Here is a 16,538-nt window from a genome sequence, read left to right as displayed (position 1 = left end):
CAGATCCTTTCAGATCTTAGTGAGCGTGAGCTGTACCCGCACCACGTGGTACACGGATTTTCTCAACAAGCTCCTGGATCTCCGCTGGCGGAGGAGGAGTCATCATTGAAACAACGTATGCCACGATGAAGTTCAGGATCATACCAATAGCACCGAAGCCACCGGTAGAGATACCCAGGAACAGGTCAGCTTTATCGCCGCCCATGAAGGTGAAGTAAATCATGTAAGCCATAGTGGAACCCAGACCTACAACCATACCGGCAATAGCACCTTCTTTGTTCATGCGCTTGTTGAAGATACCCATCACAATAACCGGGAATACGGAGGAAGAAGCCAGACCAAAGGCCAGTGCCACTACCTGCGCCACGAATCCAGGCGGATTGATACCGAAGTAACCGGCGATACAGATAGCCACGATCGCAGCCAGACGTGCATACATCAACTCCTGTTTCTCGGTAATTTTCGGATTGATAATTGTCTTCATCAAGTCATGCGCAATCGCGGTAGAGATTACCAGCAGCAGACCTGCCGCAGTAGACAGTGCCGCAGCAACCGCACCAGCAGCGACCAGGGCAATTACCCAGTTTGGCAGCTGAGCGATCTCAGGGTTAGCCAGTACCATGATGTCACGGTCAACGTACACCTCGTTGGCATATGGAGCACCATTAACAGCAACAGGGTTAGCTTTAGCGTTAGTTACCGCACGCTCACCATGTTCGCCACGGGCATCGCCATCAAACGCAGGCTTACCTTTAGCACCGTCAAACGCAGCGCCGGCAGCATACTGAACCTTGCCATCGCCATTGTAATCGTGCCAGCCCAGCAGACCCGCATTTTCCCAGTTCTTGAACCACTGAGGCATTGCTGCATATTCAGTACCAGCGTTATCCGCACCGTTAACAGTCTGAATCAGGTTAACCCGACCGAAACCAGCAACACCTGGTACTGATGTATACAGGATAGCGATGAAGATCAGCGCCCAACCAGCAGAAGTACGCGCGTCTTTTACACGAGGCACAGTGAAGAAACGTACGATAACGTGTGGCAGACCTGCAGTACCGGCCATCAGCGCAGCTGTCAGACAGAAGATATCGATAGTCGATTTCTTACCGGCGGTATACTCAGCAAAACCAAGGTCAACAGACAGCTGATCCAGCGTAGCCAGAACTGACATACCTGTATCAAGCGTCGCACCCAGACCAACCTGTGGCAGGAAGTGACCAGTAATCTGCATAGACATGAAGAATGCCGGTACCATGAACGCCAGGATCAGTACGCAGTACTGAGCAACCTGTGTATAAGTGATACCTTTCATACCACCCAGTACAGCATAGAAGAATACGATCGCCATACCGATGATTACACCAGTATTGATGTCAACATGCAGGTAGCGGGAGAATACGATACCTACACCACGCATCTGACCTGCCACATACGTGAAGGAGATAACGATAGTACAGATAATCGCGATAAGCCGCGCTGTTTTAGAGTAGAAACGGTCACCAACAAAGTCCGGCACGGTAAACTTACCAAACTTACGCAGGTAAGGCGCCAGCAGCATTGCCAGCAGCACGTAACCGCCGGTCCAGCCCATCAGGTAAGCACTACCATCACGACCGATGAAAGATACCAGACCCGCCAGGGAGATGAAGGAAGCCGCAGACATCCAGTCAGCTGCAGTTGCCATACCGTTTGCGATCGGGTGCACACCACCACCAGCAACGTAGAACTCTTTAGTTGACCCTGCACGGGCCCAGATTGCGATACCGATATAGAGTGCGAAAGAGCCCCCTATAAACAGGTAAGTAAGTAAATCAAGACTCATAATTATGCCGTCCTATAATTAATTATTGTTATTGTTATTCGTGAACGTCGTATTTTTCATCGAGTTTATTCATGCTAACTACATAAGCCCAGATCAGAGCAACGTAGATAAAAATAGACCCTTGCTGATCGATCCAGAAACCCAGTGGGAAACCGAAAAACGGAATTGCGTCGAGCTGGTCAACCAGCAGGATACCGCACACATATGAGACTACGAACCAGATAGACAGGTACGTAATGATAATGCGCAGGTTTTCGGACCAATAGGCCTGAGCGTTGTCATTAGTAGACATCGGCACCATCCTTATTTTTTTGTTATTAGATTAAGTAAAAGTTGTGGACCATTAGAATTTAACAAACTGGCATAGCAAACAAAGCCCCTACTTTGGTCTGATCAGAACAAACGTAAAGCCAACGAAACAGCCCTATCCCAGAGTTCACGCAGGCTCCAGCCAATATTAAAAAATCTTTAAAACTCAAAGCGCTAGACAAAGGTATAAGAGCAATTGGGTGGCCCGCAAAGATCGGTTACACTTACTTTTCGACTTTAGTTATAGCGGACAGACCACCGAACGCTTTCCGGCGGCTCAAGAATCAGAATCTCTCTGGCATTTTCGGCAGGCTTCGGTTTTGTTTTGGGCCAACGTTGCTTTCAATACGAACTGCGTTGAGGGGGCTTATATGCAAGATCGGTTACACTGTTTTTTAACTTCGATTTAAGCGAGTAGACCACACGATGCTTTCCGGCGGTTCAATAATCCTGATATCCCTGGCTTATGTTGGCCTTTTATTTGCCATCGCTTATTTCGGTGATCGCAGTGCTAAAGGCCGCTCCTATGCCGGCAATCCGGTCATCTACTCCCTGTCACTGGCGATTTATTGCTCATCCTGGACCTTTTATGGCGCCGTTGGCCGGGCTTCAGTTACCGGCTGGGAATTTCTTGCAACCTATCTTGGCCCCGCCATCGTGTTCATCTTCGGCTGGCGGATCATTGAAAAAATCATCCTGGTCAGCAAGCAGCAAAACACCACGTCTATAGCCGACTTTATATCCTCCCGTTATGGCAAAAGCCAGGCTCTCGCAGTTCTGGTAACGATCATTGCGGTATTTGGTACCATCCCCTATATCGCAATGCAGCTTAAGGCGGTCGCCATCAGTTATGACACTATCGCTCCCGGCGTAACTGAGGCGATGAGCAAAGGTAGCGATACTGCACTATTCGTCGCCCTGCTGATGGCCGTGTTTGCCATCCTGTTCGGCACCCGGCATATCGATGCAACAGAGCACCATGAAGGCATGGTATTAGCGGTTGCCTTCGAATCCATAGTCAAACTCACCGCTTTTCTGGCGGTGGGATTACTGGTTACCTTTGAAATATTTGACGGCGTTGACGATCTCATTTTCAACATCAGTAATCAGCTCAGCTACAACAAAAACTTCAGCAACTCGCTGGGTGACAGTTTTATCACAGAGATTCTGCTGGCATGCGCAGCTATCCTCTGTCTACCACGTCAGTTTCACGTAACAATCGTCGAGAACACCGACGTCAACAACCTGAAAACCGCCCGCTGGATGTTTCCTCTTTACATGATCCTGCTGGCGCTGTTCGTGCTACCACTCGCCACTGCGGGTATGGCTTCGTTCGACCCCAGCCAGACCAATGCCGATACTTTCGTGCTGATGCTGCCACTCCAGTCCGGACATAAAGACCTGGCGACATTCGCCTTTATCGGCGGTTTGTCAGCAGCCACCAGCATGGTAATCGTCGCTTCAATCACGCTGGCAACAATGGTCTGTAACGACATTGTAATGCCACTGCTGTTTCGCATCTCATGGCTCAAACTTTCGAAAAACAAAGACCTGGGCGCACTGCTGTTAAAAGTTCGCCGCATCACCATCATCTGCCTGATGATAATGGCCTACTTTTACTATCGTATCCTGGGTGACCAGAGCACCCTGGCTTCATTTGGCCTGCTGGCCTTTGTCGCATCGGCACAGTTCCTGCCAGGCATCATCGGCGGGGTATACTGGAAAACAGGTTCCCGCTACGGCATGCTGGCCGGACTCAGTGCCGGATTTATTCTTTGGTTTTACACCCTGGTTTTGCCAACCATGGCCAGCGCAGGGCTAATCCCTTCCGGATTTATTGAGACCGGTCTGTTCGGCTATCCGGAACTTAAACCGATGCAGTTATTCGGCCTCAGCGGTCTCGATCCGCTCAGCCACGGTGCCTTTTGGAGCGTCAGCGTCAACGCTCTGCTTTACTTCTTCATCTCCCGCTACACCTCACCCCGTTTGGTGGACCGGATTCAGGCAAGCGCTTTTGTTGATGTCTACAACAAAGACCTTTCAGAACCCTCCCGGGTGTTCAGTCACGCCACCGTCGGCGACCTGCAGATCCTGACCGAGCGCTTCCTTGGTATCAGCCGGACCCAGCACGCCTTTACCGGCTTCGCCCTGAAAGCGGGAATCGATCCACCACTATCTGGCGACCGTGCCAGCCCGGAAATGATTCAGTTCACCGAACGTCTGCTGGCCGGTGTCATCGGCGCATCCTCTGCCCGGATAGTACTGGCCTCGACACTGCGCGGCAAAGATATGCAGATCGGCGACGTGGTAACTATCGTCGATGAAGCATCACAGGCTCTGCGATTCAACCGATCACTGCTGCAATCAACCATCGAAAACATCACTATGGGTATCAGCGTAGTCGATCAGCAGATGCGCCTGGTCGCCTGGAACCGGCGCTATGTCGAGATGTTTGACTATCCGGATGGCCTGATCTGTGTTGGCCGGCCGATTGAAGAAGTGTTCCGCTACAACGCAGCCAAAGGCGAGTACGGCTCAGGTCCGGTTGACGATCAGGTACGCAAACGGGTCAACGTATTACGCGCGGGCAAACGCCACTCATACGAGCGCCACCGTCAGGACGGTACGGTGCTGGAAGTACGTGGCAACAAAATGCCCAACGGCGGCTTTGTTAATACCTACATGGATATAACAGAGCACAAACAAGTCCAGGAAGCTCTGCGAGAGAGCGAGCAGAATGTCCGAAACTACACCGATAACGTGCCGGTCCTGATCGCCTTCCTCGACATCAATCGTAACTACCTGTTTGTTAATAAGGCCTACGCCAACACCTTTGGCGTAGACCGTCACACCATAGCCGGTACGCCCTGCGTTACCGTTCTGTCACAGGAAGATTACGATAAGCGCAGCCCATACATCAGCAAAGTCATCCAGGGCGAACGGCAACGCTTTGAAACAGAGCTTCCCACGCCGGATGGCTCTGTCCGTTATGCCGAAGTCACCTACATCCCACACACCAACGAAGCGGGTGAAATGCTGGGCTATTTCACCCTGTACCAGGACATTACCGAACGTCGCATAGCAGAAGTCGCCCTGCAGGAAACCAACGAAAACCTGGAACAACGGGTACGGGAACGAACCCATACACTATCTGTAGTCAACAAAGAGCTACGCAAAGAAAATACTATCAGAGCCCTGATAGAGGATGAGTTACGCCAGGCAAAAGCCGACGCTGAAGCCGCCAACCTGGGCAAAACCCGATTCCTTGCAGCAGCCAGTCACGACCTGTTACAACCCCTTAACGCCGCCCGCCTGTTCACCTCAGCCCTGGCACAACAGCGGCACACTTCAGAGACAGAACAACTGGTAGATAACCTGGACGGCTCACTGAAAGCGGCAGAAGGATTGATAACAACCATTCTCGACATATCTAAGCTTGATGCCGGCGCACTTGAGCCCAACTTAAGCCACTTCAGTATCGACGCGATGTTTGACAACCTTAACGCGGAATTCACCGCCCTGGCTGATGAAAAACAGTTACAGTTCCACAACGTCAAATGCAGCCAGGTAGTGCACTCCGACCAACAACTGTTGCGCCGGATATTGCAGAATTTCCTGTCCAATGCGATCCGCTATACCCAGCAAGGAACAATTTTGCTGGGCTGTCGCCGCCGGGGCAACAACCTGCGTATTGAAGTCTGGGATACCGGCGTAGGCATACCAGAAGATAAACTTGGCGAGGTGTTCGAAGAGTTCCGGCGCATCGATAACCCGAAACACTCACAGGTCGACGGCTTAGGTCTGGGTCTGGCAATCACTGAGCGTATTGCCCGAATGCTTAAGCACACGCTCAACGTGCGTTCATGGCCAGGCAGCGGTACCGTTTTCAGCGTCAGTGTACCGCTGGGCGAGAAAGACAAGGCGATCAAATCCCGTCCTGAGAAACGCGGCTGGATCCGCAGCAAAGGGCTCGAGGGGATCAAAGTTCTGGTAATAGACAATGAACCAAAAATTCTGGAAGGCATGTCAGCCCTGCTACAGGGCTGGTCCTGCTCAACCCTGACCGCCATCTCAGCTGCCGAAGCCCGGCAGAAAGTTGTCGAACAGGAGTTCATTCCAGATATCATTCTCGCCGACTATCATCTTGACGAAACCCGTACCGGCATTATGGCACTGCAGGAACTTGGCGAACTATGGCACAAGCCGATCCCGGCTGTTGTGATCACTGCCGACCGCACCGATACCGTAAAGGAAGAGATAGCACAATCCGAAGCGCAACTACTGACTAAACCGATCAAACCTGCTGCACTGCGGGCGATGATCAACAAGATGATCGCCAGCACGAAAGCCTGAGCGCATGACTGACTGAGCGCAAAGCGCTCAGTCAGTCCAGACCGCCGAACAAGTTCGGCTAGCTAGAACGTTGCTACGCAACTGCTAGTGGTTAGAAAAAACGAAAGCGAAAAACAGTACGGGTTACCTAATGAAGCTAATTCCAATACTGCTACTCAATCTGCTTATCAGTTCTATATGCAATGCCGCAGATATAGATAAAGGCGGGACTGACTGGCAGCAGGTGGCACCTGTAAGTTATCCACAAGAGAGAAAATGGGTCTCCAGCAGTGATTACCCCTGGCGGACAATTGGCCGGGTCAATCTGGCCGGCCGGGGTCACTGCAGCGGGGTTCTGGTTGCCAAAGATACGGTTATTACTTCAGCCCACTGCCTGTGGAACCGCAGCACTGACCGATGGTTTCCGGCACAATATGTCACATTTGTTGCTGGCGCTGAAAAAGAGAGCTATCAGGATTACGCTAACGCGGTCTCATATGAGATCGCCGATGGTTTCTCACCCAGGACACTAACCAACCCTGAAGCGCTGGAACACGACTGGGCGTTAATTAAACTCGCCAAACCGATCGGTAAGTCACTGGGATTCCTGCCCTTAGCTGCACAAGTAAGCCCTGGTCAGAATATCATTCAAACCGGCTACCGGGCAGACAGGGAATTTGTGCTCACCGTAGAACGAAACTGCCGGGTAGACAAAACGTACGACAACGGAAAAATAATCCAAACCAGCTGCCACACCATCAGCGGCGATTCCGGCGGACCGGTGCTGATACGAAACAAAGACAAATGGTCTCTGGTTGGCATCCATCGCGGCAGGACAAACGCCAACAAAAGCCTGGTAGTAACCAGCAAGAACTTCCGTAGATTTATTATCGGAGAATAAACAAAAAAAACCGCCTGCAGGCGGTTTTATTTGTTTAGCTTTTTCTAGCCACTAGCAAGCAGCGCTTTTTGCTGCGTCTAGCAAGCCGAACTTGTTCGGCGGTCTAGCCACTAATCAGGCTTAACCAAGCTCAGTCTTCGGTGGCTCTACACCAAGACGCTGCGCCTGTATAACAGCCTGGGTACGACTGTGTACACTCAGCTTGCGCAGAATTGCCGTGACATGGGCTTTGATAGTGGCTTCTGACACGCTCAGCTCGTAGGCGATCTGCTTGTTCAACAAGCCTTCGGTCAGCATAGTCAGTACCCGGAATTGTTGTGGTGTCAGAGAAGCCAGGTTAGCAGCAAACTTCTGATCCTCTTCCGGTACATCATCAAAATTATCAGCGATATCCTGCGGCAGCCAGACTTCCCCTTCAAGAACAACCCTTATCGCTTCAGCAATCACTTCCAACGGTGAGGATTTCGGAATAAAGCCCGACGCGCCGTAATCGATCGCCCGCTTCATCACCTGTGTTTGCTCGCTACCGGAAACCACCACCACCGGGATGCCGGGGTTTTGTCCCCGCAGAAAAACCAGTCCGGTAAAACCATTAGTGCCCGGCATATGCAGGTCCAGCAACACCAGATCAGCATCGGAGTGAGTATCCACCGCCTCCTGTACAGCCACCAGGGAGTCCGCTTCTACGATCTCCACACCTGGAACAGCCTGAGTTACAGCTTGCTTAAGAGCAGCCCGAAATAACGGATGGTCATCCGCAATAATTATCTTCTGCGCCAATTGCATTCAGCTAATCTCCCTCTGCACCTGCCGACAGCACCGGCCTTCAGGCACATCAATGATGCACTTCTCTACTTTTATTAGTATTGCACTTAATTAAATAGTACCACCACTTTAAACGCAAAACTCCCCCCCGGCTTAAAAACCGGGAGGGAGCAGATTAATTGTGCCCAGGTAGACGCCCGGAAAACAATTACTTACGGTTCATGCGGTGCTCGATCAGATCGTCAACAACCGACGGATCGGCCAGGGTAGAAGTATCACCCAATGCACCGAAATCATCCTCAGCAATCTTACGCAGAATACGACGCATGATCTTACCGGAACGGGTCTTAGGCATACCTGGCGCGAACTGAATAAGATCCGGAGATGCGATTGGACCGATCTCGGAACGTACGTGCAGACGCAGCTCTTTGAGCAGCTCATCAGACTGTTCAAAACCGGACTGCAGAGTGACGTACACGTAGATCCCTTGACCCTTAATCTCATGTGGATAACCTACCACCGCAGCCTCAGCAACGGCTTCATGGGCAACCAGTGCAGATTCAACTTCGGCAGTACCCATACGGTGGCCGGAGACGTTGATTACGTCATCAACACGACCGGTAATCCAGTAGTCACCATCTTCGTCACGACGGGCGCCGTCACCGGTGGTATAAACACCTTTGTAAGTGGAGAAGTAGGTCTGGATAAAGCGCTCATGATCGCCCCAGATAGAACGGCTCTGGCCCGGCCATGAGTCTTTCAATACCAGGTTACCGTCAACCGCACCTTCCAACTCTTTACCTTCGGCATCAAGCAACGCTGGCTGTACGCCGAAGAACGGACGAGTTGCAGAACCCGGCTTAGCAGGCGTAGCGCCAGGCAGAGGCAGAATCATCATGCCGCCGGTTTCAGTCTGCCACCAGGTATCAACGATAGGGCAACGGTTCTGACCGACAATACGGTAATACCATTCCCATGCTTCAGGGTTGATCGGCTCACCTACAGAACCCAGAATACGCAGGCTGGACAGGTCGGAATCACCCAGAACGTCTTCACCCTGCTGCATCAGTGCACGGATCGCCGTTGGCGCCGTGTAGAACTGATTAACTTTATGTTTTTCGATAACACGACCAAAACGGCTGTTATCCGGATAGCTTGGCACACCTTCAAACATCAGCGAGGTCGCGCCGTTCGCCAGCGGGCCGTAAACGATATAGCTGTGACCGGTTACCCAACCAACGTCGGCAGTACACCAGTAGATATCGCCATCCTTATAATCGAATGCGTACTCATGGGTCATCGCCGCATACACCATGTAACCACCGGTAGTATGCTTCAGACCTTTCGGAGCACCTGTAGAACCGGAGGTGTAAAGGATGAACATCGGCGCTTCCGCTTCCATCTCTTCAGCAGCGCATTCAGCAGAGGCATCAGCCACCAGATCTTCGTACCAAACGTCAACGTTGTCGTTCCAGGCAACATCCTGATCGACACGCTTAACAACGATTACACTTTCAATACAGGCTTTAGCGCCGTCCTGCTCAAGAGCTTTATCAACATTCGCTTTCAGTGGTACGGACTTACCCGCACGCAGCGAGTAGTTGGAAGTCACGACTACTTTAGAGTTAGCACCTTCAATACGCGCAGCCAGTGCTTCCGGAGAGAAACCACCGAATACAATAGAGTGCACCGCACCGATACGGGTACAGGCCAGCATAGCAACCGCCGCTTCAGGGATCATCGGCATATACAGGGTAACCACATCACCCTTTTCAACGCCCTGGGATTTCAGTGCATTGGCAAACTTACAAACGCGCTCGTACAGATCACGGTAGGTAATATTTTCGGATTCGCTCGGGTCGTCGCCTTCCCAGATGATCGCAACCTGATCACCGCGTGTTTCCAGATGACGATCAAGACAGTTGTAGGATGCGTTCAGGGTACCGTCTTCAAACCAACGGATATCAACATTGTGCGGATCAAAAGAGGTGTTCTTAACCTTAGTGTATGGCTTGAACCAATCCAGTCGCTTACCTTCCTCTCCCCAGAAAGCATCCGGATCGTTAATTGACTGCTCATACATCGCCAGATATTTTTCATTATCAATATGTGCAGATGCAGCCATCTCCTGGCTTACTGGATATACCTTAGAATCGCTCATTATGATGCCCTTAGCTTGTTATATATTCTTGTTATGCAGTAATCGTGAGCGGTACTTCATGCAATCACGACTCCCTATCTCTGCTCAGCCGTTATTGTTGTTTTTTCGCGGTGAGTCAAACGAGGTTTATTTCTGGTATAGATTTATACCTAATCGACCATTTCTGACTAAATTAGACATTGGTCTATCCGGCACAGGCCATTAGTCGTAGAACGGCAAAAACCTACGACCTAAGGCGTATAAAACAGCCAATATGAACGCTCGGACAGCTCGCCCGAGCCTGAATTAAGAATAGATCAGCTTTGCAGTTCTGCATCCAGGTCGATACCCGATTCACGCATTTTTGCCAGTTTATAGCGTAAAGTCCGGGGGCTGACGCCCAGCTTTTCAGAAGCCTCTTTACGGCTGCCGTTAGTTGCCCGCAAAGTATCAACGATCAGTTGAAATTCATGCAGCCGCATATCGGCCCCTAACTGGCCACCGTCATCTTCCGCTGACCTGTCCTGGGATAATCGTGCCGAAATATCGGCACTTTGAATACTGCCGGGCTGAATATGCAGGTCATTAGCACCAATCAACGCTCCCTGCTGCAAGATCAGCGCCCGCTGCATCACGTTATCCAGCTCACGCACATTACCGGGCCAGTCAAACGCCTGCAGGGTTTGCTGCGCCTCATCACTCAGCGATACCGAAGTACGATTCATCTTCACCGAATACTTAGCCAGTAAGCGGCTCGCCAGGGGTACGATGTCAGCCCTGCGCTCGCGCAGCGGTAACCATTGCAATGGAAACACATTGAGCCGGTAATAGAGGTCCTCACGGAATTTGTTCTCCGTGACATACTCTTCCAGCTTTCTGTTAGTCGTCGCCAGCACCCGCACATCAAGGTGAATAACCTTGCGGCCGCCAACCCGCTCTACTTCCTGCTCCTGCAACACCCGCAACAGTTTCGCTTGCAGGCCAAGATCCATCTCTGAGATTTCATCCAGCAATATAGTTCCGCCATTAGCCTGCTCAAACTTACCCGGGTTACTGGCATACGCTCCGGTAAAAGCACCTTTCTCATGACCAAACAATGTAGCCTCAAGCATGTTCTCAGGAATCGCCGCGCAGTTGATCGCGACAAACGGCTTATCCGCTCTGGGGGAGTGGGCATGAATATACTGCGCCAGCACCTCTTTACCTGTTCCGCTCTCACCGGTAATCAATACGGTAGAATCGGTTTCAGCCACCCTTCTTGCCACCTGAAGTAACTGCTTACTACTTGGCTCTTCTGCGATCGGCTTAGCATTTTCTTTCTGATCGATCTCTGCACCGGTGAAACGTTTTACCACCTCAATCAGTGCTTCCGGGGCAAAAGGCTTCATCAGATAATCCACCGCGCCACTGCGAATCGCATCGACCGCTTTGTTCACCTGGCCATAAGCGGTAATCAGCATAACGGGTAGGCAGGGCTGATTCTGCTGTATTTTTTCCAGCAGCTGATGTCCATCCATCCCCCCCATATTGACGTCAGTGACCACCATATCCACCGGATGTTCGGCAATCAGCTCCAGCGCCTGCTCACCGGACTCGGCTTCCACATAACCAAAGCCGGCCAGTTCAAGGGTATCCACCAGCGCTTCGCGCAAACTGGCATCGTCTTCCACGACAAGAATCTGTGTGCTCATAATCTATTCAGCCTGCCCGTTATTATCTTTTACATAAGGGATGAGAAACGCCGCCCGGGTGCCAACGCCAGGCTCTGACTGTAGTCGAAACTCACCGTGGTGCGCCCGCGCAACGACCTGCGCAACCGCAAGCCCCAGACCGGTACCGTGCGACTTAGTCGAGTAAAAAGGCTCCAGCACTTTGGCGCAGGTTGCCTGATCCATTCCCGGCCCGTCATCCTGCACCTCAATGCACAGCATGTCAGCTTCCAGCTTTGCCGTAATAACCAGTTCGGCACCTTTGCCTACCGCCTGCAAACTGTTATTCACCAGGTTCATAATTGCCCCCAGCAGCGATTCCTTATTACATTGCAGTGTCTGATCCGGTACCTGATTCAGGCATTCACAGTCGGCATCCCAGGACAGCAGCGGCATATCCAGCGCATCTTCCAGTTCTCGAAACAGCTGCGCCAACGTCAGCTTATCTTCCAGCCGGGTTTCACCCCGGGCAAATACCAGCATATCCCTGACCTGCAATTCCAGAGTCTCAAGCCGGGATTTTACTTTGCCGGCAAAATTGATCCGTTGATCCGCCCTTAGCTCCGGTTTCATCAGATGGCTGGCGTAAAGCAGCGCGGCTGATAGCGGGGTACGCACCTGATGCGCCAGCGACGCCATCATTCTCCCCATCTCGGATAATCGCTGATAATGCGCCAGACGCCCCTGCAATAAGCGGGTATCGGTCTGATCGGTCAGCATCACCAGTTGCCCGGTTTCATTTTCCAGTGAGCGGGTTTGCAAGCTCACCCTGCGACCACTTTTCAGCGACACCTCATGACCGTCATCACTGCGCGGGGCAAAGCTACGATTTATCACCGCAAGCCATTTCTCCCCCTGCAATGGTGAACCCAGCAATGATTCAGCGGCGCTGTTACACAATGCAACCAACCCCCGGTTATCCACCACCATAATGCCCGCAGGCAACAGATTAAGCAGATTTTCCATTCGCCCTGAAAGCTGATGATGCTCTTGCTGACGGGCTTCATCGGCCTGTTGCATCGCGGCGAGTTGCTGCTGCAGCCCGGCCACCTGAGCTTGCAGATCGGCGATCGTAGTTTCTGGATCAGTTTCCGAGTCAGTTACTGCTGCTTTTGTGTTCTGTGAACTGTTCATAAGACCTGTATTACTTACGCTGAATGCCGTACTTACGCATTTTTTCGACCAGAGTAGTGCGTCGAATCTGCAACTTATCCGCCGCCCGGGCGACCACATGACCACAAGCTTCAAGCGCCTGTTCGATCAGATCCTGCTCAATACCTTCCAGATAACCTTTCATATCCAGGCCGCTTTCCGGCAACAGGGACCTGTCACTATCTGAATTCGCGTCAGGTAACACCGCAGTGCTCTGACTGGACGTTTCTCTTGTTTGATAAATTTCCGGGTCGGGCTCAACACCATGTTGAAACTTGGCCGGCAGCTCGCTGATACCGATCACCCCATCGGGATAAAGAATCGCCAACCGCTCCACCAGGTTAGCCAGTTCCCGAATATTGCCCGACCAGTTATGCTGTTGCATCGAGCTGATCGCCGATGGATGAAAGCGCAAACGACCGAAGCCATCCTCACCCAGCCGTCGGGCAAATTCCTCCACCAGCAGCGGAATATCTTCCACCCGATCACGCAACGCTGGCATATCGATAGGGAAGACATTGAGCCGGTAATAAAGGTCTTCGCGAAAACTGCCATCCAGTATCATCGCATCAAGGTCTTTATGGGTGGCGGCGATAATCCGTACATCGCACTCGATCGTTTTACTGCCACCGACCCGTTCAAAACAGCGCTCCTGCAACACCCGCAGCAATTTAACCTGCATGGTCAGCGGCATATCGCCGATCTCATCGAGGAACAGGGTGCCGCCGTTAGCCAGCTCAAAACGACCGGCACGGCTGGAAATAGCACCGGTAAAGGCGCCTTTCTCATGGCCAAACAGCTCGCTTTCTAATAATTCAGAGGGGATAGCACCGCAGTTAACCGGTACGAAAGGCCCATCGGCGCGCTTTGATGCCCGATGCAGATTATTGGCGACGATCTCTTTACCGGTACCACTCTCACCGGTAATCATCACATTGACATCCCGCCCGGCCACCTGGCTGATCATCTTGCGTACCAGCGCCATAGCAGCGCACTGTCCAACCATACCTTCAAATTGACTGGCGACGGTTTTCGGCGAAAACAGATCCGGCTGACCGGCGATCTGCTGTTCCAGCTGACGGTAAACCAGCGCCCGGTGCAACATCCGGGTCAGCTGATCCAGGCTGGCATCTGGATTGAGGCGACCGATGATCCGGTCCTGCAATTTCGGATTCAGGCTATCCAGCTCATCCCAGGGGGTGATGGCGATCAGTGGCAGTTGCTGATCCAGCTCGACAAATTGCTGCATCAGTTTTTCCAGTGAGATCGGCAGCGAACAATGCCCCAGCCAGATCACCGTCAACCGCGATGGCAGCTCTTGTATGCCGCCCTGCAACCACGCCACATAGTCCGTTACCGAATGACTAATACCGGCAAAACTGAGCCGCCCGGCAAGCTCAGTACGGGCCCGACTGTCGTCATCTATATATATAAGGTGCAATGGATTGGTCATAACCCTGTATTTCCCGGCTCCGGTCGATTGAGCAAAAACCACACACGTCAAATTTATGACATCGCAATTTAGATTACAACCAAATAACCTGCTATTTTTTTGACGCTATCATTCTGCAGTAAAACTATGCCCCAGGAACGCCTCCATTTTACTTCTAAAGATATCCACGATATAGGCAAATACACAAAATGGGTAATCATTAAATCGCCTGTAAAGCCCAGTATTCAAGGGCTTTTCAAAACTTCACGAAAAACGAAATCTTTTTCCTAAAGTTTAAAAACCGAGCGCCGTTAACCCTTCCACGTTAAGAAATTCTAAGAAGGTAGCCAACGCTACCCCAAGCTCAGAAGTACCGGTCAGGGGACAACCAAGCTGATCAGGTAAAGGAGATAAGAAAATGGCCGTAATTAACACAAACGTTGCATCCCTGAATGCTCAAAACAACCTGAGCAAATCTCAGAACGACCTGCAGACATCTCTGCAACGTCTGTCCTCTGGTCTGCGTATCAACAGCGCTAAAGATGACGCTGCCGGCCTTGCGATCTCCGATCGTATGACCTCCCAGATCCGTGGCCTGAATCAGGCTGTGCGTAACGCTAATGATGGAATCTCTCTGGCACAAACAGCTGAAGGCGCTCTGCAGGAATCTTCCAATATTTTGCAACGTATGCGTGAGCTGGCAATCCAGTCTGCCAACGATACTAACAGCGCATCTGACCGTGCTAACTTGCAGAAAGAGGTTGCGCAGCTGCAATCCGAGCTGAACCGCATTTCGGAAAGTACTACCTTCAACGGCAAGAACATTCTGGACGGGTCTTTCACCGCAGCGAAATTCCATGTGGGCGCCAATGCAGACCAAACAATTAATGTAAGCATCAAGTCATCTGCAGCAACCGACATGGGAGCATATAGCACTGCCTCTGAAGGTAACACTGGCATTGATGTTGCGGGCAGCGCTACTTTAGGAGACCTTGGCCGTACCGCAGAAGCAATCACCGTTGCAGGTCCTAATGGCTCCGAGAATGTAACTTTTGCTGCAACAGATTCTGCTAAGGAGCTAGCCGATAAGGTTAATGGTACAGATACCGGGGTCACCGCTACAGCTTCGACAACAGTTGATATTACCTCAGGCGCAGACTTGGCGAACGGTGATACTCTGGAACTGACTTTAGGTTCTTATACTACAGCAGCCAATAATGTTGGTACCGCCAAAACCTTCAGCGTTACCGTTAATGACACAGGCGACCTTACTGATGTAGCTGATGCGATAAATGCAGAAAGCGATTCAACAGGAATTACGGCAACACTATCATCAGATCTTGCGACAGTTACACTGACTAATAGTCAGGGCTATAACATTGGTTTGACCAATGTTAACAATGATGATGCCACTGCTGACGCAGATATTCTGGGCGCGAAAACTGTTGGCAATGACGGCAGCACAGTCACTACTACTTCTTTCGGTGATACTACCGGCGCAGTCTCAGATGAGGCGCTGATGGTATCGGGCACCGTTACTTTCTCTGCAGCAGCTGACTTCACTGTAACCTCTGACCAGGGCACTTCCTCCACGCTGTCCAATAATGCAAATGGCTTGGATGCAGCCCTTAGCTCAGTAGCCGATGTAGACATCGCCACTCAAACTGGCTCGAACTCAGCTCTGACTGTCATTGATAACGCTTTAGCATTTATCGCCGAGCAGCGTGCAGACCTAGGTGCGGTGCAGAACCGTTTAGATAGCACTATCTCTAACCTGACCAGTATCAGTGAGAACGTCTCTGCTGCCCGATCCCGTATCATGGATGCCGACTTCGCCGCTGAAACTGCGAACCTGACTAAAAACCAGATTCTGCAACAGGCCGGTACTGCGATGCTGGCACAGGCGAATACCTTGCCACAGGGTGTGCTGTCCCTGCTGCAATAAGCAATTTGGTTTTAATTAAGAAAAACTG

At 51.4% G+C, this 16,538-nt stretch carries 10 protein-coding genes and 1 pseudogene; 4 read left to right on the top strand and 7 right to left on the bottom strand.

The window, feature by feature from the left end:
- Positions 1-16 precede the first annotated feature (16 nt).
- Entirely contained in the window at positions 17-1,825 is a 1,809-nt protein-coding gene (locus ACQUQM_RS21820; RefSeq protein ID WP_432471975.1) for a sodium:solute symporter family protein, read from the bottom strand.
- 34 nt (positions 1,826-1,859) lie between these two features.
- Positions 1,860-2,117, bottom strand: a complete 258-nt coding sequence (locus ACQUQM_RS21815) for a DUF4212 domain-containing protein (protein ID WP_432471974.1) — start codon at positions 2,115-2,117, stop codon at positions 1,860-1,862.
- 443 nt (positions 2,118-2,560) lie between these two features.
- Between ACQUQM_RS21815 and ACQUQM_RS21810 the strand changes: the two genes are divergently transcribed.
- Together ACQUQM_RS21810 and ACQUQM_RS21805 are read left to right on the top strand one after the other, a co-directional pair.
- Positions 2,561-6,487, top strand: coding sequence for a hybrid sensor histidine kinase/response regulator (locus ACQUQM_RS21810; RefSeq protein ID WP_432471973.1), 3,927 nt, complete (start codon positions 2,561-2,563; stop codon positions 6,485-6,487).
- Positions 6,488-6,617: 130 nt separating this feature from the next.
- The gene (locus tag ACQUQM_RS21805) at positions 6,618-7,367 is read left to right on the top strand and encodes a trypsin-like serine peptidase (RefSeq protein WP_432471972.1); all 750 of its coding nucleotides are present in this window, start codon (positions 6,618-6,620) and stop codon (positions 7,365-7,367) included.
- 120 nt (positions 7,368-7,487) lie between these two features.
- Here ACQUQM_RS21805 and ACQUQM_RS21800 read toward each other — a convergent pair whose 3' ends face one another.
- From ACQUQM_RS21800 to ACQUQM_RS21780, 5 genes are all read right to left on the bottom strand, one after another.
- On the bottom strand, positions 7,488-8,153 hold the full coding sequence (locus tag ACQUQM_RS21800; protein WP_432471971.1) for a response regulator transcription factor: 666 nt from the start codon (positions 8,151-8,153) through the stop codon (positions 7,488-7,490).
- Between the two features lie 187 nt (positions 8,154-8,340).
- A complete protein-coding gene (gene acs / locus ACQUQM_RS21795) occupies positions 8,341-10,293 on the bottom strand; it encodes an acetate--CoA ligase (RefSeq protein WP_432471970.1) in 1,953 nt (650 codons plus the stop codon).
- A 296-nt stretch (positions 10,294-10,589) separates the two neighbouring features.
- Positions 10,590-11,963 (bottom strand): sigma-54-dependent transcriptional regulator, encoded by a 1,374-nt coding sequence (locus ACQUQM_RS21790; protein WP_432471969.1) that lies wholly within the window; start codon positions 11,961-11,963, stop codon positions 10,590-10,592.
- A 3-nt stretch (positions 11,964-11,966) separates the two neighbouring features.
- Positions 11,967-13,115 carry a sensor histidine kinase gene (locus tag ACQUQM_RS21785; protein ID WP_432471968.1) on the bottom strand — a complete coding sequence of 383 codons (1,149 nt, stop codon included), beginning with the start codon at positions 13,113-13,115 and terminating at the stop codon, positions 11,967-11,969.
- 10 nt (positions 13,116-13,125) lie between these two features.
- A complete protein-coding gene (locus tag ACQUQM_RS21780) occupies positions 13,126-14,586 on the bottom strand; it encodes a sigma-54 interaction domain-containing protein (protein WP_432471967.1) in 1,461 nt (486 codons plus the stop codon).
- Positions 14,587-14,983: 397 nt separating this feature from the next.
- On the opposite strand from ACQUQM_RS21780, the pseudogene ACQUQM_RS21775 reads away from it, so the two are divergent.
- Both ACQUQM_RS21775 and ACQUQM_RS21770 read left to right on the top strand, forming a co-directional pair.
- Positions 14,984-15,919 (top strand): annotated as a pseudogene (locus ACQUQM_RS21775) (flagellin hook IN motif-containing protein); the annotation flags it as partial.
- 165 nt (positions 15,920-16,084) lie between these two features.
- Positions 16,085-16,510: a flagellin gene (locus tag ACQUQM_RS21770; protein ID WP_432474863.1), complete on the top strand. Its 426-nt coding sequence runs from the start codon at positions 16,085-16,087 to the stop codon at positions 16,508-16,510.
- The last annotated feature ends 28 nt before the right edge of the window (positions 16,511-16,538 follow it).

Origin of the sequence: Amphritea sp. HPY (genome assembly GCF_050870985.1) — a bacterium.
Taxonomy (GTDB): Bacteria; Pseudomonadota; Gammaproteobacteria; order Pseudomonadales; family Balneatricaceae; genus Amphritea.
This window is presented reverse-complemented; position numbering and strand designations above follow the sequence as displayed.